This window comes from Aerococcus agrisoli (assembly GCF_003797145.1).
GTDB lineage: Bacteria > Bacillota > Bacilli > Lactobacillales > Aerococcaceae > Aerococcus > Aerococcus agrisoli.
This window is the reverse complement of sequence record NZ_RKMG01000009.1, coordinates 41,805-61,265: the sequence shown is the minus strand read 5'-3', so window position 1 is coordinate 61,265 and position 19,461 is coordinate 41,805. Positions and strand designations below refer to the sequence as shown.

Sequence of the window (19,461 nt, the reverse complement as noted above, 5' to 3'; positions counted from 1 at the left end):
AAAGCTAGCAAGGAATACACCCAACTTTTGTGAAAAGAATTTCTTGACCTATATATCGATTGTGCTAACACGCGCTGATTCGCATCTTATCCATAATCATTACGTGGACAAGAAAAAAGCCCCTGGAGCTAATCCACGGACTCAGTCATTACGATTTAAATTGTTCAAATGGTTCTGGCATGACACGGACCATATATACTTCTTGGCAAAATCCTCTCAGTGCATTATAAATGCGGTGGCCACGGCTATATACTTGAGTAAACCCAATAATCGTTGGTCCTGAACCAGACATTGTCACCCCATCTGCACCAAAATGAAGCATCTGTTGCTTCAATCGTGCAAGCTGAGGATGTTGGGAAAAGGTTACACCTTCAAGTGAATTGCCGATTGCAGCCATTAAATCATCATAGGAACCATTTTCCAAAGCTGCCAATACTTTCGGCGTATTTGGTTCATATTTTAATCGATCAATATCTAATTGTTGGAAAATTTTCCGCGTTGACACAGATATCGCTGGTTTTGCAAGGATAATCCAACACTTAGGCGCGGGTTGAATCAACGAAATTTTTTCCCCACGACCTTCTACTAAGGCCGTTCCCCCAGCAATAGAATAGGCCACATCTGACCCAACTCGGCTAGCCAAGGCTTGTAGTTCGGATAGTGGCAGGTTCATATCCCACATGGTATTCAGTTTTCGAAACACGGCTGCGGCATCTGTCGAGCCACCACCAAGTCCTGCTGCAACAGGAATCCGTTTTTCAATTGAAATGTGGACACCTGATTGGATGTTACCCACTTTTTTCATCAATTGCGCAGCTTGAAAAGCATGGTTGCGATTATCTTCCGGTAAAAAAGCCCGACTCGTTTCAACGATAATCTTATTCTCTGGTATTAATTCAAACGTTAAGTAGTCCGACAAATCAATAGAGGCCATCACCATTGCAACTTCATGATATTGGTCATCACGGCGAAATAAAATATCCTGGGCAAGATTAATCTTGGCCGGTGCAACTTCTCCTTCTATCATGTGCAAACCTCCCATCTATTAAATTCCGTATATTTATCACTTAGTTTACCAAAAATACCGCCGATAAAAAAGAAAAAAACCACAATATCAAGCTTTACCTAAGCAAAGTTCTGATACTGCCGTTTTCGATTATGGTCTTCTTCTATTTAGAGAAATTAGTCAAGTGCTTCAAACTCAATTTCTACTGATTCTGTCAATACGTCTGAGTAGCTGTAGCAAATACGTTCAAATTTATTTTCGTCTTGATCTAACTCAACTACGAAAACAGCAGGGAAAGTGTCGCTAAGCACCCCTTGACGTTTCATAACGCGTTTACGTCCGATTTGTTGTGTTAAATGGACGCGTTCACCGATTTTACTCTCAAGTTCAGCTTTAATTGTTGCAATATTATTTGGCATGCCCTCACCTCTCTTGCAGTATTATATCATAAATTGCAAGAAATTTAAATACCATTTTTGGCTTTTCATGTCAAGAATTTATTACATTACAAAATTATGAAAAATATTACTTATTTTTCAGCATCTACATACGTAATTTCTTTTTGGAAAAGCGCGTCTGCCAATTTGCCGAAATCTTCAATCGTAAGGGTTTCTGCTCGTTGTTTTGGATCAAGTCCCGCTTCGTCAAGGGCTGCTGTCATTTTCTCAACAGTATCCTCTTCCTTACCAAAGGCTGCACGTAAATTATTCCATAAAGTCTTACGGCGTTGTTTGAAACTTGCGCGAACTAAACGGAAGAAAAAGGCTTCATCAATGACTTGGATGCGTGGCGTATCCAATTTAGTCAAAGCTAGAATAGCTGAATCTACATTTGGTTGTGGATTGAAAACAGTTCTCGGTACTGTAAAGGCGATTTCTGCGTCGCAGTAGTACTGAATGGCTACAGATAGTGAGCCATATGCCTTGCTACCAGGTGCTGCTGTTAAACGCTCTGCAACCTCTTTTTGCATCATCAAGATAAATTTATCAAATTGGACGCTGGCTTCCAATAAGTTGAAGATAATTGGTGTGGTGATGTAATACGGTAAATTGGCTACTACGACCGTCTTGTCAGCTGGACCCATCTTCGCGATTTCCGCATTTAAGTCAGCTTCCAAAATGTCTTGGTGTTTCACCGTTACATTATCGTATTGAGCCAAAGTGTCGGCCAATACCGGTAACAAACGTTGGTCAATTTCAAAAGCCAACACTTCTTTGGCATTGATAGCCAAGAATTCTGTCAATGCACCAATACCAGGGCCGATTTCAATTGCGTTGGTATCTTGGTCCACTCCAGCAACATCAATCATATGTTGTAAAATTTGGGGTTCAGTCAAGAAGTTTTGCCCCAAAGATTTTTTGGCATCCAAATGGAATTTCTTTAGAATTTCACCCGTTCTTGATGGTGTTGCAATATATTTTGTTGGTTCAGTCATCTTATTCACCTGTTTCTGTTTGATAATTTGCCAGGACAGCTTCCACCTGGTCTAGGGTAATTTGAAATAAAGCCAAACGTTTGGCTAATTGTTTGCCATTTACATATCCAATATGCAGTTGGCTTGCTAAATATTGTCGTTTTTCTTTTGACCCACTGCCTCCGACTAATCCTAATCGAATTAAGGCGTTTTGTGGAATCACTATCGTTGTATCCTCACTATCACCAAGCGTGTACACATGGCTCAAGGCTTCTTCTATCGCTGCATCTGAGGCATGCTCTACCCCTAAACTACCTTTATGGTCTGGCTTCGCATCTTTTCGCTCGATAAAGGCATGTTGCACATCCGGTACAGCATCCATGACACCTTGACGGATTTTAGTTCCAGAGATATCTGGATCGGTAAATACAATCACACCATGTATTGCTTGAGCTTTTTTGATATCCTCCAGGGTCTCTTGGCTTAAGGCAGATCCATTTGTCTCAATTGTAGTGACATCATAGATGGCTTGCAAGCGTTGCGTATCTGATTTACCTTCTACGACAATGACTTGTTTGATGCGTTTCTTGTCCGAACGAGTATGGGTGCCAGTTTCTTGTGTATCTACCATCATGTCTAGCCTCGTTTCGTTAAATTCGTGCCGTCAAAATCTAATCGGAATAAATCACATGCATTTTTGAAAGTTAATGCTTCAAAATCTGCTAAGCTCGATTCACGTGTTTCCGCTAAAACTTGCGCCACATAGGCCACAAATGCAGATTCATTACGTTTGCCGCGTTTCGGTACTGGCGCTAAATATGGTGAATCTGTTTCAATCAAAATCTTGTCATCCGGTACAAGTTTGGCAGCTGCACGAACATCATCCGTCTTTTTAAATGTCGACACACCTGAGAAAGAAATATGCATCCCTAAATCAAGAAATTTTTGTACCCATTCATCTGTTTCACCATATGAATGCATGATACCACCAAAGTCCCCTACTTTTTCATCTTTTAAAATGCGGTAGCAATCTGCCGTCGCATCACGATTATGAATCACAATCGGTAAATGCATTTCACGGGCAATGGCCAATTGACGGCGGAACACTTTTTCTTGGACGTCATGTGGACTAGTTTCCCAATAATAATCCAAACCTGTTTCACCAACCGCAACAACTTTAGGACTTTCAAGTGCTTTTAGCAAAAATGACTCTGCCGCCGCATTATAGTCAATCGCTTCCGTTGGGTGCCAACCATAAATACCCACCATGTCAGGATTTCCTTGAATCATCTCTTGGGCACGACGAATCGTGTTCACATTAAAACCAACTAAAGCAAAACCTTTCACGCCCACTTCACGTGCACGCAAAATGGTCTCTTCACGGTCTTCATCAAAGTCATCAACATTTAAATGTGTATGTGTATCAAATAACATAAATTTCCTTCCTTAACTTAGAAAAAGACTGGATAAAAACCCAGTCTTTGCGTTGTACTATTGTTTAGGCAATTTCTGAACCATTCACTGCATCATCCGGAGCAAATACAACTTGTAATTTGCCGTCTTTTTCTGCAGATAAGATCATACCTTGAGAAATTTGACCCTTCATCTTACGAGGTTTCAAGTTTGCAACGATGCATACTTTTTTACCAATTAAGACTTTTGGATCTGGATAGAATTCACGGATACCAGATAAGATTTGACGGTGACCTTCGTCCCCAGCATCTAATCTGAATTTCAATAATTTATCCGCACCTTCTACGAAATCTGCATCAATTACTTCAGCAACTTTCAATTCCACTTGATCAAAGACATCATATTTAATTTGGCTATCTTTGCTTGACACTAAGGTCGTTTCTTCTGGATTGAATTCGCTCGCTACTTCTTCTTCTTCAGCAATAGCTGGTTTAGATGCAGCCATTTGTGCTTGAATATAAGCAACTTCTTCATCGTGATCTAAACGTGGGAAGATTGGTTGACCTTTTTCAACAACTTTAGCTGTTTCAGGGTATAACCCAACTTTTGCATTTTCAAAACCTGCATCTGTTGTGAAGTCTAAACCTAATTGATTAAACATTTCAGCAGGTGTTTCAACCATAACTGGTTGGATTAAGATTGCAATGATACGTAAAGAATCCACTAAGTGGTACATTACTGATTGCAATTGATCTGCAGATGCTTCATCTTTAGCAAGAATCCATGGTGCAGTTTCATCAATATATTTATTGGTACGTGAAATGATTTCCCATACATGGTCTAAAGCAACTGAGAATTGTAAATCATCCATTGCTTTATGGTAACCAGCTAATTCGCTCGCAATTAATTCTTCTAGTGGCGCATCAAATTCAGTCACTTGACCAGGATAAGCGCCTACTTGACCACCTAAGTATTTGTTAACCATTGAAACTGTACGGTTCAATAGGTTACCAAGGTCATTCGCTAAGTCGTAGTTAATGCGGTTAATAAAGTTATCTGGTGTGAAGACACCATCTGAACCGAATTTCACTTCACGCATTAAGTAGTAACGTAGAGAATCTAGACCGTAACGTTCTACTAACATTTCTGGGTAGACAACGTTACCTTTAGATTTAGACATTTTACCGTCTTGCATTAATAACCAACCGTGACCAAATACTTGTTTTGGCAGTGGCAAGTCTAATGCCATCAACATAATTGGCCAATAAATCGTATGGAAACGAACGATTTCTTTACCCACAAAATGAATGCTTGCTGGCCAGTATTTTTCGAATCTTGTCATGTCGTGGTTAGGGTAACCTAAAGCAGTAATATAGTTTGCTAAGGCATCAATCCATACATAAACCACATGTTTTGGATTAGATTTAACAGGTACACCCCAGTTAAATGATGTACGTGATACAGCTAAATCTTCCAAACCTGGCTTGATGAAGTTGTTAATCATTTCGTTCTTACGTGTTTCTGGTTGAATAAATTCAGGATGCTCTTCGTAGTAAGCTACTAAACGATCCGCATATTTACTCATTCTAAAGAAGTAAGATTCTTCTTTTACTAATTCAACTTCATGTCCTGATGGTGCAACCCCACCAATCACCTTGCCATTTTCGTCTTTGTACACTTCAGCTAATTGAGTTTCAGTGAAGTATTCTTCATCAGAAACAGAGTACCAACCTTCGTATTCACCTAGGTAGATATCACCTTGAGCTAACAGACGTTCAAAAATAGCTTGAATTGCTTCTACATGGGCTTCGCTAGAAGTACGCATGAAAATGTCATTTGAGATTTTCATTGTCTTCCATAATTCTTGCATGCCAGCAGCCATGTTATCCACGTATTCTTGTGGTGTAATGCCTTGTTTTTCAGCTTTTTGTTGGATTTTTTGTCCGTGTTCATCTGTACCCGTTAGGAATAATACGTCATAACCACTTGCGCGTTTGTAACGTGCTAAGGTATCAGATGCTACAGTTGTATAAGTATTACCGATGTGTAATTTACCACTTGGGTAATAAATCGGTGTTGTAATATAAAAAGTTTCTTTATTTTCAGCCACGAATGAGTGCCCCCTAATATTTATCTAGTATGTTCCGTAATAGTATATCACAATTGATCATATTTTTAAGGGCATTCTTCTTGCTTACCTTGACTTTATCATGATTGCGCTTGCTAGAGTACCCGAAGTGCAAACTGAGCTTGAAAACGACTCGTATGTCCATAAGAGACATTATGTCCGGGACTTGGGCTATGAATATAAGCACCTTCACCAAGTGCTAAAGCAACATGATACACATCGCCATTATCTTCAAAGAAATATAAATCACCTGGCAATGCCTGATTGACCGGGATTTTATCCCCAAAGTATTGTTGCTGTTGCGTCGTCCGCGGCATATATTTTCCTTCTTTTTTGAAAATATACTCAATAAAGCCCGAACAATCAAAACCACCTATCGTATTGCCACCCCACACATAAGGCTGCCCCAGTAAGGCAATACCTTCTTGGATAATAGCTTGTCGCTCCTGATCATTTAAATAGATATCAGAAATTTCAGGGCTGACGAGTAACTCAGTCGTATTGGTGTTTGCTTGGTCACGCGTTTGACCATACACAAGTTGCGCATTGACGAAAAAACCACTGATGCTGATGAAAAAAATACTAAGCAATTTCAATTTCACATATTTCATAAATAAAATCCCCTCCTGTTCAAATGACGTCGTCACAGTCATCCTAACAGGTTATAAAGCCCGTTACTATAGGATTTACACAACTTTTACCAAGCGTTTCGAGGGGCTTGTTACGTATACGACACACACTAAAACAAGTGCATCGTATTTTGAAAAAGAAAAAAGCACTATCTCAACTAAGAGACAGTGCTTTATGAATAATATGATGAAAATTAACCCTCGATTGTCACAAGGAAGTATTTTTTCTTACCACGACGAACCACGATGTATTGACCTTCGATGGCATCAGCAGCAGAAATTTCGTAGTCTACATCTTGGATACGTTGGCCATTTACGTAGATGGCACCATTTGTGATGTCTTCACGTGATTGACGACGAGAACCTTCGATACCTGCGTCAACCAACCAAACTGCCAAGTTGTTTGCTTCTTTTGGCATAGTTGATCCTGGCATGTTACCAAAACCTTGAGCGATTTGTTTTGCAGACAAGTCAGCAATATTACCAGAGAATAAAGCCTCAGTAATGGTTTGTGCATCTTTCAAACCTTCTTCACCATGTACAAATAGCGTCATTTCTTCAGCTAATGTTTTTTGAGCTTCACGTTTTTCAGGTTCAGTAGCCACTTTTTCTTCTAAAGCATCAATTTCTTCTTTAGATAAGAAAGTAAAGTATTTCAAGTATTTCACAACATCAGCATCATTTTGGTTTAACCAGAATTGGTAGAATTCGTATGGAGATGTTTTTTCTGGATCTAACCATACTGCACCACCAGCTGTTTTACCAAATTTGGTACCATCTGCTTTTAACATCAATGGAATTGTTAGTCCGAAGGCTTCGGCTTCTGGTCCTTCTTCTTTACGGATTAATTCTAGACCAGACGTAATGTTCCCCCATTGATCTGCCCCACCAATTTGTAAACGTACATCTTCATTTTTGAATAAATGTAAGAAGTCCATTGATTGTAAAATTTGGTATGAGAACTCAGTAAATGAAATACCTGTTTCTAAACGAGAAGCGACAATATCCTTTTTGATCATGGTGTTTACATTGAAACGTTTCCCAATGTTACGCAAGAAATCTAATAGGGATAAGTTGCTTGTCCAATCATAGTTGTTCACCATACGGAAGTCCGCATCTTCTTCTTGCAAGAAAAGACGTTCCATTTGGCCAGCAAGTTTGCGTGCATTATCTTCAACTTGTTCCATTGATTGTAGATTACGTTCTTCAGATTTACCTGATGGGTCTCCGATTGAACCAGTTGCACCACCGATTAAAATAACAGGACGGTGACCAGCTAATTGGAATCTCTTTAAGACCATGAATGGAATTAAGTGACCGATATGTAACGAGTCCCCTGTTGGGTCAACCCCGCAGTATAAGCTGATTTGGTGATCTTTAATGTAGTTTTTTAATCCTTCTTCATCTGTTTGTTGATTAATGGCACCGCGCCATTCTAGTTCTTCAATAATATCCATGAATATGCTCCTTTTTCCTTTTGTTAAAATAAAAAAATCCCTGTACCAAGTCAAAAACTTAGTACAGGGACGATTGTTTACCGTGTTACCACCCAAATTGTTATAGATACATTGAACTATAACCACTCTTGTGCGTTAACGGGCACTAGCCGTCTTTAGAAATTGCTCCCGTGGGTAATTCGCGCTGTATCTTTGCCTAGTTTTCACCAACCACTAGGTCTCTTGTTGCCAGATATCTCACTACTCCGCTCATCACTGAACGCCACAATCATTGCATTGCACAAGGCTATTTGAATGTGAAGCAAAGGCTTCATAATGGCATTTTATCATTGTCATTCAATAAGTCAAGTCATTTTGATTGTTTAACAGGGTGAAAAGCGCATACTACCACTCTTCGTGGTTCCAAGAAATACCATCTAGTTTTCCTTGTGCTTGGGCGATACGTTTATCAGTTTCTGCAATTTCAGCTTTGATTTTTTTTAATAAAGCAATCGTTGCGTAATTATTAGCCTTTTGGACAGCTTCATCGATGATGGCTTCCGTCCAAGATAGATTGTCGTCCATCAGTAGATCCTTTCTCGAGTTAAAAATAATCATTTCTTTTCCCCCTATCGCCAAGTCGTTTTCGGTAACTGTGCTTCAATGTCGGCTAAATTATCCATCGCATCTGACCATTCATCTGCAACCAAATTCAATTGGTCTTTCAATGGTTGATCAAATTCACTAGAAATTTCTTGTAATGATGCAATGAGCCAGGCATTTCGTTTCGCAAAATTGGCTTGGGTAGGCAGTTGTAGATACTGTCTAAATTGTACCAGATTTTCTTGCTGAACGTGCTCTGGTTGATACGAATGTTGTGCTAAAACAAATGGTGGTAAATATTTTAAGCCAATCGCACGAGCAAAAGATTGGAAAGGTCTTAGCAATTCAGAAATGGTCACATCTTCACGTCCACCGGCTTGGTACTGACGTAGGGGTACACCTACTGAAATAATGACACCAAATTCTTTATCTTTTAAAGCCTTCGTATTTTGATCTAAGAATTCTTTTGAAAACACTTCTTGAATAAAGTCTGATACCAATCCTGGTGCTTGATACCAAAATAATGGAAATTGTAGAAACCAGCGGTCTGCGTTTAAAATTGCTGTCTGATATTGGTGAATATTCTCGTCTGTAAAAGGTCTTTCAATTTGGATAAAAGGGACTGATTCTGGTCTAGCTGCATATAAAAATTGATGAGATGCTGACGTTTCCATTTCTGGATGGCCGCCGAAAACCACACTTTCCACTTTTCCACCTACTTTCTGGTCGTTTTGATTAACTACATCATAACTAAAATACGAAACCTCTCCAAATAGACTGCTTGCAAATTGATTATGTAAATACTATCAAGCTTGAACATGTGCACTTATTAGTCAAACAAAAAAGACCGGCATCCAAATCCGGTCTCCTGATCAATACTGAAATTAACGTGTTTCTAGTTTTTTAGCGATTAATTCTGTCGCTAAGTGTGTTCTCGCAATGAAATCTTCAGCTTGTGTTGCAAATGATGCTGCTAGCTCTGCATCTTTCAAGTATTCAACATTTTCAACGACATTTTCATTTGCAGCTAGGACAGCTGTTTTTAACATAGAAGTGCCCACAGTTACATCTGCTAAAACAGATTTACGTCCTAATTCAGCAACTTGAATCATAATTTCTAATGCATGCGTTGCATTCATCATAACATCAAGTGGTACTTCGGTAGCAATCTTCAAACCATCTTGGATAGTTTGTAAACGAGTTGCTTTTTCTTCATCAGAATCTTTCGGCAATTTGTATGCATCAAATAATTGAGTAGATGCTTCTTCATCACCTTTCACAAGGTCGAACAAGTTTTTTTGATGTGCCGTCATATGTGCAACTAAGCCACTCAATAATTCTTTATCGGCATTTTTTTGTTTTTCAATCGTAATGTTTAATACCATGTTACCCAAAGCTGCACCCATTGATCCAGCATAGGCAGCTGCTGAACCGCCCCCTGGTGCTGATTTACTAGATGCTAAGTCCTCAATATATGCATACATTTCCATGAAATAATCGTCTCCTAAATCCTTTTTTCTCTATTATATACTAGTCTGTCTTTATATCATTCTAAAAATGTTAAAACATCGTTAAAATTGGCAAAATAAGGATTGGCATGAACATAGATGGTGCAATGTTCATAACTTTAATGTCCGTTACCTGCATCAGATTAAATCCTAACCCCATGATTAACAATGACCCTACAGCCCCTATTTCGGTTGTTACCTCGGTGGCTAAAAATGGTGCTACAAATGAAGCTAAAATAGCCAATGCAGCCTCATAAACAAAAAGTGGTACCGCTGAAAAGGCAGCTCCTATGCCCAAAGTTGATGAAAGTACAAAAATGAATACAAAGTCCAAGATGGATTTCGCGTACATAGTAGAATGGTCAAGGGATAATCCTGATTGCAAAGATCCAATAATCGCCATTGCGCCGACAGCCACAAATAATGTGGAAGAAACAAAGGCCTCTTGGAAAGTTGATTCGCCATCACCTGCAAAACGTTCCTGTAATTGATGCGCGAAATGATTAAATTTTCCTTCAAAATCTAAAGATTCCCCAATGAGTGTACCGAAAACCAATGAGAGAATCATCACGATTAAATTTTCTGTCTCCAAAGCACCTTGAACACCAATAAAGACAATCGCTAACGAAATTGCTGTCATGATCCCTTTTCTCGTACGTTCAAGTAGTAGATGTCCCATCGAACTCCCAAGCCAACCACCAAGTAATACACTTAAGGCATTTACAATTGCCCCCCAAATTACCATCTATACTTCCTCATTTCATTTTCATTTTTTCATAATATTTTCATTATTATAGCAAAAAGTGTGTGCTTTCTGTTGTAAATGTCACATTTTGCTCCAAAATGATATTCATGTTACATTTTATAACACGATACGTAAAATTGCGCTTGCAATTATGTATTTTTATGTAGATAATACTCAAGTAGTATAAAACCAGGAAGAAAAAAAGGAGTTAAAATTATGTCAAAATGGACAAGAGAAGCAATCTTTGAAGATGCAAAAGCGAAAAACGTACATTTTATTCGTTTAGCCTTTTCAGATGTTAACGGTATCTTAAAGAACGTTGAAATCCCTGTATCACAATTGGACAAAGCTTTAGACAATGAAATGGCCTTTGATGGTTCTTCAATCGATGGTTTCGTTCGTATCGAAGAAGCTGATATGAAACTATATCCAGATTTAGATACTTGGACAGTTTTCCCTTGGGGATCTGACGACAAAAAAATTGCGATCTTAATCTGTGATATTTACACAACTGATGGTGAACCATTTGCTGGTGACCCTCGTGGTAACTTAAAACGTATGGTTGAAAAATTAGATGACTTCGGATTCTCTTCATTCAACTTAGGTCCAGAACCTGAATTCTTCCTTTTCAAAATCGGTGAAGATGGCAATGCAACAACTCGTGTAAATGATGTTGGTGGATACTTTGATGTTGCACCTGTAGACTTAGGTGAAAACTGCCGTCGTGAAATTGTACTTGTCCTTGAAGACCTTGGTTTTGAAGTAGAAGCTTCTCACCATGAAGTTGCTATCGGACAACATGAAATTGACTTCAAATACGCAAACGTTGTTGACGCTTGTGACAAGATTCAATTATTCAAATTAATCGTTAAAACAATTGCGCGTAAATATGACTTGCATGCAACATTTATGCCAAAACCAATTTATGGTATCAATGGTTCAGGTATGCACTGCAACATGTCATTATTCAAAGGTGACGAAAACGTATTCTACGATGCAAATACTGATAACCAATTATCTGAAACAGCTATGCAATTTATCGCTGGTGTATTAGAACATGCAAAAGCAATTACTGCTGTTGCTAACCCAATCGTTAACTCTTACAAACGTTTAGTTTCAGGCTACGAAGCACCAGTAAACATTGCTTGGTCAACTCGTAACCGTTCACCACTAATCCGTATCCCAGCTGCACGTGGTAAATCAACTCGTGTTGAATTACGTTCAGTTGACCCAGCAGCTAACCCATACTTAGCATTAGCTGCTATCTTAGGTGCTGGTCTTAAAGGTATCGAAAACGAAATGGTTGCTCCTGCACCAATCGACCGTAACGTATACAAAATGACTGCTGATGAATTAGCAAACGGTGGTATCGACAAATTACCTAACTCTCTATCTCGTGCATTAGACGAATTAGAATTAGATGAAGTTGTACAAGAATCATTAGGTGCACACATCACTGCTAACTTCTTATCAAGCAAACGTATTGAATTCCAAGAGTACTTACACCAAGTTACAGACTGGGAATTGAACACTTACTTAGAACAATATTAATCCTACAATGTACTAAAAAAACCGCTTCGGCGGTTTTTTTGTGCAATCAAATATAAAAAGGGTGTCGATCATTTTCATCGACACCCTTTTCTTTTATTAAAAATCATCCCAACTGTCGTCGTCATATTGATAGTCGGTGTGTTTGTATGTGTGTGTTGGTTCTTGTGGTTTTCGCTTAGTGATATACACTTTTCTGCGTGGTCGCTTCACTTCTTGACGGTGGCGATTAGTAGAAGCTGAATCCCCAGCTTCAAACCTTCTAATTTTTTCTGGGTAGCCATCTTCTTCTAGGGCTTGTTCATAGAAGTTAATCAAAGCCAAGGTATAGTATGGTTTCACATAGAAATAGGCTAAACCTAAGGTAATTGGAATTAAGATGAACCATCCGATAAATCGGATATGTAACCAGATAAAACGGCCCTTTCGACCACGCATTAAGCGACGGCTTTCAGTAATTGCTTCATTGGTCGACAACAAAGGAAAATCTATAATCAAAAAGTTACTTAATGCATAGGCCATCCATTTGTAGATGACTGGAAAAAAGAATACGAGTGACCAAAGTACAAGATAAACCCCTTTAATGAAATTGGCCCAGCCATAACGTAAGGCATCATTGAAAAATGGTCGCACCATGTCACGGAAAAAGTGCAAGGATTGTTGGTTATTTTTGATCATCAAAGACCGTAAATAAACCATTTCCGTACCCGCGAAGAACACTAAATTGAATAATAGAAAGACGATGATTACTGGAAAAATACTTGCTGTAATTGCTGCTTGCACTAGTCCTAGGACCCAATATAGCCCTGCAAAAATCAAGGTAAATATGATGAACCAGGCTCGATTATGCACGAGTGTATCTTTTGCTTGTTGTTTGCTATCTCCGTTCAATGTTTGCCACCTCCTCTTTATAGATGATAATCGTATCGAATATACACATAGTTTACCAAATCTTACTATTTTGACATCAACCCTAGGACCTATTTCACAAAAAAACAACCCTGAACCGAACTCGTCCAAGGTTGTTGAAGGGGATGTCAGTTGAACAATTAATCGCGTGAACGACCACCAAATAAAATCAAGACACGTAAAAGCGATAAAGCACCAGCAATCGCTGCAGCAACATATGTCATGGCAGCAGCACGTAGCGTTTTACGGGCATATGGTAATTCACTAGCGGTTAAAATATTACCCTCTTCCATGATTTTTAAAGCACGGTTTGACGCATCAAATTCAACTGGTAAAGTAACCAATTGGAAAATCAAAGTTGAGGCAAATAAAATAATACCTATATTAATTAAGGTTTCATTGAATCCTGCAATTGCACCCATAATCAAAATTGGCCAAGAGAAATTAGATCCAATATTTACAATTGGAACAATTTTTTGACGCAACGTCATAAAGAAATAGCCTTGCGCATCTTGCACAGCGTGACCACACTCATGGGCAGCAACACCAATGGCTGCGATTGAAGTCGAATCAGCGGTTGCATCTGAAAGACGTAATACTTTATTTGTTGGATCGTAGTGGTCAGTTAAATTCCCTGCAATACGCTCCACACGTACATTCGTAATACCTGAATATTGCAAAATATATTCTGCAACTTGGGTACCAGTCATTCTTTTTTCAGTTGTATATTTACTATATTTATTAAATGTGCGGGTTACATTCGCACTTGCGATACTTGCAATAACCCCACCAATAATAATGAGGACGATGGTCCAGTCAAAATACATACCAGGTATCATAAAATCACTCCTTTAAGGCTTATTATAGCAGTTTCATCCACTAGAACCAATATGGACAGCCCTATTCAGCTGCAATAATTTGTTGGTGAATAATATCAATCACTTCTTGGCTCTCTGGAATTTGATCTAAATAAAATTGATGATGCATAAACTCAAATTGATAATAATTACTTTGTTGGTTGTGGGCACGTAAACGTTTGTGCAGCCAATGCCCATCACAGGCAAAACTATCATCAGTACCATTCACGAAATCAATCGCCGGCAACTCTTCAGTTGGCATCTTGGCATAGTTTAGGGCCGGATTCTTTTGCCTCCACAAAGTCTTAATCGCATTCACACGCGTCGCATCGTACACCACGTCTTTAGGATTCACGGTCACGTCATCGAACGTACCATTTAGCCATGGTGATAAAAGGAATACGCGCTTGATTTTCAACTTATCTTGGACTAGGAAATCAGCCGTCAATAAAGCTGGAATGGCCCCCGTGTCGCTCGACACAAAGTAAACATCCTCTAGACTGCGCCCCAATTGTTTCGCCATCTCATGTATCAGATTGCTGATGCGTCTTGCTTCATCGATAATGCTTTGGTTGGCAAAGGATTTAATTAATACTGCAGAAACGTTGGCTTGACCATCAAATGATTTGGCCAACTTCTGCACAAAGCGCCATTCCTTTTCTTGTAAGGTATCGATACCACTACCACCATGGAAATATATAATCCAAGGATTTGCAGTAGTTGACGACAATAGATTTGTTTCTAAATCAATGAGTACACCATTTTTCCCACGAAGAATTTGGGCCTTATCATCGCGTGTGATAAAAAATAGGTCTTCGTGATTTTTGGGACGGTTGGCGTACGCTTCGGTTGCTTGGATTTTTTTATCTGTTGGCATAAAACGATCCGCCTCCTTCTTTACACGTAAGCCGCCTTGGATTACTTTGCTTTTTAATGACCGTTCTTGGCTCATGGCATGGTATACGTAGCCAATACCAGTGGCAGCCGCTGCAAGTCCTAGTCGCCATAGTCTGGCGTTATCTAGCTTTTTGCTCATGGTCTACAACTCCTCAATTCATCGTTCAATCTGATGATTTAATGTAATTTTTAGTTAAATCTTAGTGTCCATTTATATGAAAGCACTTTTATGACTGTTAAAATAGGTTTTTAATTGTCATCCGATGGTTAGATTTTCTTATCTATTATTATAACGGATATCTTTCTGCTTAATAGGGACTTAAGACCGAACTTAGAAAATTCTTGAGAATTATTAGAAAATCACGTATGATAAAATAATGATATGATTTATTAGTTATTATATACCAAAATTTGTTAGATGGGAGTACAAATGAATTATGACGAAAAAAGCTAGTCTAATGGTAGCTGGATTAAGCATCCTCCTTCTTTCTGCATGTGGTGCCACACCCGACCAGGTGATCAGTCAGGCACAGCAGGAAGCCAATGATATGACCGAATCCTTGCAGATCATTCAGACCAATGAAGCTGATTTACAAACTGACTTCGAAACTGATTTGGCTGCAGATAAAAGTTTAGCCAATATGGCGGAGGGTGGCCAAGGTGAAACGCGTGCGAATTTAATAGCCCGCCAAGATGCTTTTGAAACCCTTAAAGAGGATTATGAAAACCTACATAATCAAGCGGCTACCTTAAAGAAATTTGATGAAACTGACTTCACTGCGGAAGAAGACTTTTCTAATTTCAGTGAAATGCGCAATCTCGTGTTAACTGTTGATGAACAGATGGCCGGCTATGTTGAAAACTATCAAGCTGTATTAGATGCAGAGAATGATTATTATCAACAGCTTGCTGCTGAAGATAGTGACTTAACTGTTTTCACAGATGGTATGACTGGCATCAATAGCCAATACCAAACTGCTCAGGAATTGTTGGCTGAAGTCTTACCTAATTTAGCCAAGTTAGCTGAAGATCCTGAAGCCTAATGTTATTGAAGAAGAATGGAGGCCAATATTTTGGACCAAAATCAATCAAATCAACCTACACCATCAAAACGACCAACCCCACAAGGGCCTAAATTTAATTGGAAGTTAGTATTGTCGCTCGTCGTGGCTATGCTAGTCAGTTTATTGCTTATTTTCGGTATAAAAACCGATTGGTACGGCTTGGCGAATATGAACTTTGCAAATGAGTCAGCTTCGACAACGTCTAGTCAAGCAACTAGCACGTCATCGAGTGCAAGTAGTGAATCTGTTGCTTCCTCAAGTGTATCGAATGAGGATACTGAAGCAACACCGGAATTGTCGGCTAACCAAAATGATTTATTAGCCACACCTGAAACAATTCCAGATAAATTTGTTTACGATTCAGGTTATGACATTGCCTATCCCGCTGAAGGTGTTAAAGGGATTTACCTTTCTGCTGATGGTGCAACCAACCCTACTTTATATGAACAAAATATGGCTTTACTAGATAACACCAACCTAAATACTGTTGTACTAGATGTCAAAGATGACTATGGAAACATCACCATGGACCTGCCAACCGAAGATGCATCCGTGAATGCTGCTGAAACTGATGCCATTGATGGCAAAACTTTGATGCAAACTTTTGAAGACAAGCAAATTTATCCAATCGCGCGTATCACAACCTTTAAAGATACTAACCTAGCGAAGGCAGAACCGGAACGTAGCTTCCAAACAGCTGATGGCCAAGTATGGACCAACCATGGTGGCGACGCCTTCTTAAATCCATACAACAAAGATAACTGGGCTTACCTAGTGGAAACAGCCAAAGCCGCAGCACGTGCTGGATTTAAGGATATTCAATTTGACTATGTACGCTTCCCTGAAGCCTTCGAGATGTTCGGTGAAAGCTTAACTTATGATATGGGCGACTATGCTGAATACGGTAAGGATTCAACTGAAGCCCGTCAAATGGTTATCGCTGATTTCTTAGCCTATGCCCGTGAGGAATTGAAACCTTATGGCGTAGAAGTATCTGCGGATATGTTTGGTTATGTAACGGATGTGGTGGCTACACCAGGTATCGGCCAAAACTTTAACATGATGGCTGAAAACGTGGATGCTATCTCAGCCATGATCTACCCTTCACACTGGGGACCAGGCTACTTTGGATTGGATTATCCAGACTTACACCCATATGAAGTTGTAGATGCCTATATGAAAAAAGAAAATGCATTGATGCAAGAGTTGGATTCACCGGCTAAATCACGTCCATGGTTACAAGACTTTACCGCTTCATACTTAGCGGATGGCACATGGAAAGAATACGGTCCTGCTGAAGTACAGGAACAAATTGACGCTGTCATTGATAACGGCGCCACTGAATACTTACTTTGGGATGCAGCCAACGAATACTCACCCGATGTAGATTACAAATAATATTGCGATGAACGAGTCTGATTTTGATATCAGGCTCGTTTTTTGTTGTTGATAAATGACAACGATCAGACTGGTTCCGGCAGATGGTTCAAAAATGAAGCTACAAAAAAGATCGGAACCTCTACAGATTCCGACCGTTTTCATATTTATTATTTTTGATTACGTAATTTCGTGATAAAGTCTTCAATTTTATTCATGGCAATCGTCAATTCACGAATTGAGTATGCGTATGAAATACGTAGGAAACCTTCCCCACCTTCACCAAAGGCTGTACCTGGCACTACGGCCAATTTTTCAGCATCTAGTAAAGCTAAGGCAAATTCTTCACTGGTCATGTTGAATTCACGAATGTCTGGGAATGTATAGAAGGCACCACGTGGTACGAAACATGGAATACCCATTTCACGGAAACGACCTAATAGGAAGTTTCGACGTTGTAGGTAGTCTTTACGCATCGCTTCTACTTCATTGTCACATTCTTCTAAGGCAACGATTGCTGCATATTGTGATACCGTTGGTGCTGCCATAATGGTAAATTGATGTACTTTTAACATTTGTTCTACCAATACTTCAGGACCACATAGGTAACCAATACGCCAACCTGTCATAGAGAAGGCTTTGGCAAAACCATTGATGTAGATTGTACGTTCTTTCATCCCTTCAAATGACGCGATAGAAGTGTATTTATCTTTGGCATACCAAATTTCAGAATAAATTTCATCAGTTAACACGTATAAATCATGTTTCTTGATAACGTCCGCAATTTTTTCTAGTTCTTCACGAGATGCTGCTGCACCTGTGGGGTTATTTGGATAGTTTAAGATAATGGCTTTGGTTTTGTCCGTAATTTTTGCTTCAATACCTTCAGGTTGCAAGATGAAATCATGTTCACTTGGCAATTGAATTGGCACTGGAATACCACCTGCTAATTCAATTGAAGGTACGTATGAAACGTAAGAAGGATCCATCACAAGTACTTCATCACCAGGGTTAATCAGGCCGCGACAAGCTAAGTCAATCGCTTCTGATCCACCAACTGTCACAATTACTTCTGTTTGTGCATCATAATGGATGTCGTATTTGTTTGAAAGATAGGTTGAAATTGCACGGCGCAATTCAATTAATCCGGCATTGGCAGTGTAGTAGGTTTTACCTTTTTTAATTGACCGGATTGCTTCTTCACGGATTGGCCAAGGTGTTGGAAAGTCTGGTTCTCCTACCCCTAATGAAATGACACCTTCTATTTCATTAGCAATATCGAAAAAACGTCGGATACCAGAGGGTTGCATGTCTAATACGGTTTGATTTTGAGATTTTGTCATTGTGAAATCACCATTCGTCCACCGTCTTCTTCAATGTCCTTATAAACGACACCTTGTTCTTTATAACGGTTCATTACAATATGTGTTGTTGTTGCGCTAACTTCATCGATTGAAGCGAGTTTTGAAATAAATTTAGAGATATCTAGCATAGTCAAACGTTTCGTCAATAATAAGAAATCATAAGCACCTGACATCAAGTAAAGTGATTCTACTTGGTCATACTCATAGATTGCTTCTGCTACTTCTTTGTAAGATACGCCGTGATGTAAGTCGACATTTACTTCAACCATTGCTGATAGTAAGTTGTCATCTGCAACATCCCAGTTAATCATTGTGTGGTAACCAGCAATAACGTTTTCGTTTTCGTAAGCTTCGATTTGAGCGACTACTTCCTCTTCGGTTGAGTCAATCATATTGGCGATTGTTTTGGGTGCTAGCCGAGCATCTTGTGCTAAAATGCGTAACATTTCTTTTTTCTGTTCAATATCCATTTTATATCCCTCCAAAAATCTGCGCTGTAGCCTAAATCATACTTTTAAACTGACAGCTTGTCACTTATTTTAAGCATTTTTAAGAAAAATTTT

General features: G+C 39.1%; 20 protein-coding genes and 1 other annotated feature. Of the genes, 3 read left to right on the top strand and 17 right to left on the bottom strand.

Annotation, left to right across the window (positions count from 1 at the left end):
• Positions 1 to 148: 148 nt before the first annotated feature.
• From ispE to EF384_RS04210, 12 genes are all read right to left on the bottom strand, one after another.
• Positions 149 to 1,027 (bottom strand): 4-(cytidine 5'-diphospho)-2-C-methyl-D-erythritol kinase, encoded by an 879-nt coding sequence (gene ispE / locus EF384_RS04265; RefSeq protein ID WP_123779749.1) that lies wholly within the window; start codon positions 1,025 to 1,027, stop codon positions 149 to 151.
• A gap of 155 nt (positions 1,028 to 1,182) precedes the next feature.
• Positions 1,183 to 1,425 carry a Veg family protein gene (locus EF384_RS04260; RefSeq protein WP_094518528.1) on the bottom strand — a complete coding sequence of 81 codons (243 nt, stop codon included), beginning with the start codon at positions 1,423 to 1,425 and terminating at the stop codon, positions 1,183 to 1,185.
• 110 nt (positions 1,426 to 1,535) lie between these two features.
• Positions 1,536 to 2,441 (bottom strand): 16S rRNA (adenine(1518)-N(6)/adenine(1519)-N(6))-dimethyltransferase RsmA, encoded by a 906-nt coding sequence (rsmA, locus tag EF384_RS04255; protein ID WP_123779748.1) that lies wholly within the window; start codon positions 2,439 to 2,441, stop codon positions 1,536 to 1,538.
• A gap of 1 nt (position 2,442) precedes the next feature.
• Positions 2,443 to 3,054, bottom strand: a complete 612-nt coding sequence (rnmV, locus tag EF384_RS04250) for a ribonuclease M5 (protein ID WP_123779747.1) — start codon at positions 3,052 to 3,054, stop codon at positions 2,443 to 2,445.
• Between the two features lie 2 nt (positions 3,055 to 3,056).
• Positions 3,057 to 3,854 carry a TatD family hydrolase gene (locus EF384_RS04245; RefSeq protein WP_123779746.1) on the bottom strand — a complete coding sequence of 266 codons (798 nt, stop codon included), beginning with the start codon at positions 3,852 to 3,854 and terminating at the stop codon, positions 3,057 to 3,059.
• Between the two features lie 64 nt (positions 3,855 to 3,918).
• Complete coding sequence (metG, locus tag EF384_RS04240) at positions 3,919 to 5,943, bottom strand: methionine--tRNA ligase (protein WP_123779745.1); 2,025 nt, start codon at positions 5,941 to 5,943, stop codon at positions 3,919 to 3,921.
• A gap of 113 nt (positions 5,944 to 6,056) precedes the next feature.
• Positions 6,057 to 6,572 carry a C40 family peptidase gene (locus EF384_RS04235; protein ID WP_123779744.1) on the bottom strand — a complete coding sequence of 172 codons (516 nt, stop codon included), beginning with the start codon at positions 6,570 to 6,572 and terminating at the stop codon, positions 6,057 to 6,059.
• Between the two features lie 212 nt (positions 6,573 to 6,784).
• Entirely contained in the window at positions 6,785 to 8,047 is a 1,263-nt protein-coding gene (tyrS, locus tag EF384_RS04230) for a tyrosine--tRNA ligase (protein WP_123779743.1), read from the bottom strand.
• A gap of 62 nt (positions 8,048 to 8,109) precedes the next feature.
• Positions 8,110 to 8,328 (bottom strand) — a binding site (T-box leader).
• Between the two features lie 103 nt (positions 8,329 to 8,431).
• The gene (locus tag EF384_RS04225; protein ID WP_123779742.1) at positions 8,432 to 8,644 is read right to left on the bottom strand and encodes a hypothetical protein; all 213 of its coding nucleotides are present in this window, start codon (positions 8,642 to 8,644) and stop codon (positions 8,432 to 8,434) included.
• Positions 8,645 to 8,655: 11 nt separating this feature from the next.
• Positions 8,656 to 9,336: an NAD(P)H-dependent oxidoreductase gene (locus EF384_RS04220; protein WP_123779741.1), complete on the bottom strand. Its 681-nt coding sequence runs from the start codon at positions 9,334 to 9,336 to the stop codon at positions 8,656 to 8,658.
• A 177-nt stretch (positions 9,337 to 9,513) separates the two neighbouring features.
• On the bottom strand, positions 9,514 to 10,119 hold the full coding sequence (locus tag EF384_RS04215; RefSeq protein WP_123779740.1) for a cyclodeaminase/cyclohydrolase family protein: 606 nt from the start codon (positions 10,117 to 10,119) through the stop codon (positions 9,514 to 9,516).
• A gap of 70 nt (positions 10,120 to 10,189) precedes the next feature.
• Entirely contained in the window at positions 10,190 to 10,882 is a 693-nt protein-coding gene (locus EF384_RS04210; protein WP_123779739.1) for a DUF554 domain-containing protein, read from the bottom strand.
• A gap of 216 nt (positions 10,883 to 11,098) precedes the next feature.
• On the opposite strand from EF384_RS04210, the gene glnA reads away from it, so the two are divergent.
• Entirely contained in the window at positions 11,099 to 12,433 is a 1,335-nt protein-coding gene (glnA, locus tag EF384_RS04205) for a type I glutamate--ammonia ligase (protein ID WP_123779738.1), read from the top strand.
• A 96-nt stretch (positions 12,434 to 12,529) separates the two neighbouring features.
• Here glnA and EF384_RS04200 read toward each other — a convergent pair whose 3' ends face one another.
• The 3 genes from EF384_RS04200 to EF384_RS04190 form a co-directional block, all read right to left on the bottom strand.
• Positions 12,530 to 13,321 carry a DUF975 family protein gene (locus EF384_RS04200; RefSeq protein WP_123779737.1) on the bottom strand — a complete coding sequence of 264 codons (792 nt, stop codon included), beginning with the start codon at positions 13,319 to 13,321 and terminating at the stop codon, positions 12,530 to 12,532.
• A 158-nt stretch (positions 13,322 to 13,479) separates the two neighbouring features.
• Positions 13,480 to 14,178 (bottom strand): zinc metallopeptidase, encoded by a 699-nt coding sequence (locus tag EF384_RS04195; protein ID WP_123779736.1) that lies wholly within the window; start codon positions 14,176 to 14,178, stop codon positions 13,480 to 13,482.
• Positions 14,179 to 14,239: 61 nt separating this feature from the next.
• Positions 14,240 to 15,232: an alpha/beta hydrolase gene (locus EF384_RS04190; RefSeq protein WP_123779735.1), complete on the bottom strand. Its 993-nt coding sequence runs from the start codon at positions 15,230 to 15,232 to the stop codon at positions 14,240 to 14,242.
• A gap of 298 nt (positions 15,233 to 15,530) precedes the next feature.
• Here EF384_RS04190 and EF384_RS04185 point away from each other — a divergent pair, with 298 nt between their 5' ends.
• The gene (locus EF384_RS04185) at positions 15,531 to 16,136 is read left to right on the top strand and encodes a YkyA family protein (RefSeq protein WP_123779734.1); all 606 of its coding nucleotides are present in this window, start codon (positions 15,531 to 15,533) and stop codon (positions 16,134 to 16,136) included.
• Positions 16,137 to 16,166: 30 nt separating this feature from the next.
• Positions 16,167 to 17,555 carry a putative glycoside hydrolase gene (locus EF384_RS04180; RefSeq protein WP_233570028.1) on the top strand — a complete coding sequence of 463 codons (1,389 nt, stop codon included), beginning with the start codon at positions 16,167 to 16,169 and terminating at the stop codon, positions 17,553 to 17,555.
• Positions 17,556 to 17,704: 149 nt separating this feature from the next.
• Here the strand turns inward: EF384_RS04180 and EF384_RS04175 are convergent, their stop codons facing one another.
• Both EF384_RS04175 and EF384_RS04170 read right to left on the bottom strand, forming a co-directional pair.
• Positions 17,705 to 18,877 carry an aminotransferase class I/II-fold pyridoxal phosphate-dependent enzyme gene (locus EF384_RS04175; protein ID WP_123779732.1) on the bottom strand — a complete coding sequence of 391 codons (1,173 nt, stop codon included), beginning with the start codon at positions 18,875 to 18,877 and terminating at the stop codon, positions 17,705 to 17,707.
• The gene (locus tag EF384_RS04170) at positions 18,874 to 19,368 is read right to left on the bottom strand and encodes an Lrp/AsnC family transcriptional regulator (RefSeq protein WP_123779731.1); all 495 of its coding nucleotides are present in this window, start codon (positions 19,366 to 19,368) and stop codon (positions 18,874 to 18,876) included. The genes EF384_RS04175 and EF384_RS04170 overlap by 4 nt, the downstream gene beginning before the upstream one ends.
• Between the last annotated feature and the right edge of the window lie 93 nt (positions 19,369 to 19,461).

Excerpts from the sequence above, each read along its gene's own strand:
- EF384_RS04215 (WP_123779740.1), bottom strand. The coding sequence starts at position 10,119 with ATGGAAATGTATGCATATATTGAGGACTTAGCATCTAGTAAATCAGCA.
- EF384_RS04245 (WP_123779746.1), bottom strand. The coding sequence starts at position 3,854 with ATGTTATTTGATACACATACACATTTAAATGTTGATGACTTTGATGAA.
- EF384_RS04195 (WP_123779736.1), bottom strand. The coding sequence starts at position 14,178 with ATGATACCTGGTATGTATTTTGACTGGACCATCGTCCTCATTATTATT.
- EF384_RS04185 (WP_123779734.1), top strand. The coding sequence starts at position 15,531 with ATGACGAAAAAAGCTAGTCTAATGGTAGCTGGATTAAGCATCCTCCTT.
- rnmV (WP_123779747.1), bottom strand. The coding sequence starts at position 3,054 with ATGATGGTAGATACACAAGAAACTGGCACCCATACTCGTTCGGACAAG.
- EF384_RS04260 (WP_094518528.1), bottom strand. The coding sequence starts at position 1,425 with ATGCCAAATAATATTGCAACAATTAAAGCTGAACTTGAGAGTAAAATC.
- EF384_RS04175 (WP_123779732.1), bottom strand. The coding sequence starts at position 18,877 with ATGACAAAATCTCAAAATCAAACCGTATTAGACATGCAACCCTCTGGT.
- EF384_RS04225 (WP_123779742.1), bottom strand. The coding sequence starts at position 8,644 with ATGATTATTTTTAACTCGAGAAAGGATCTACTGATGGACGACAATCTA.
- EF384_RS04210 (WP_123779739.1), bottom strand. The coding sequence starts at position 10,882 with ATGGTAATTTGGGGGGCAATTGTAAATGCCTTAAGTGTATTACTTGGT.
- rsmA (WP_123779748.1), bottom strand. The coding sequence starts at position 2,441 with ATGACTGAACCAACAAAATATATTGCAACACCATCAAGAACGGGTGAA.
- tyrS (WP_123779743.1), bottom strand. The coding sequence starts at position 8,047 with ATGGATATTATTGAAGAACTAGAATGGCGCGGTGCCATTAATCAACAA.
- EF384_RS04190 (WP_123779735.1), bottom strand. The coding sequence starts at position 15,232 with ATGAGCAAAAAGCTAGATAACGCCAGACTATGGCGACTAGGACTTGCA.
- ispE (WP_123779749.1), bottom strand. The coding sequence starts at position 1,027 with ATGATAGAAGGAGAAGTTGCACCGGCCAAGATTAATCTTGCCCAGGAT.
- EF384_RS04235 (WP_123779744.1), bottom strand. The coding sequence starts at position 6,572 with ATGAAATATGTGAAATTGAAATTGCTTAGTATTTTTTTCATCAGCATC.
- glnA (WP_123779738.1), top strand. The coding sequence starts at position 11,099 with ATGTCAAAATGGACAAGAGAAGCAATCTTTGAAGATGCAAAAGCGAAA.
- EF384_RS04170 (WP_123779731.1), bottom strand. The coding sequence starts at position 19,368 with ATGGATATTGAACAGAAAAAAGAAATGTTACGCATTTTAGCACAAGAT.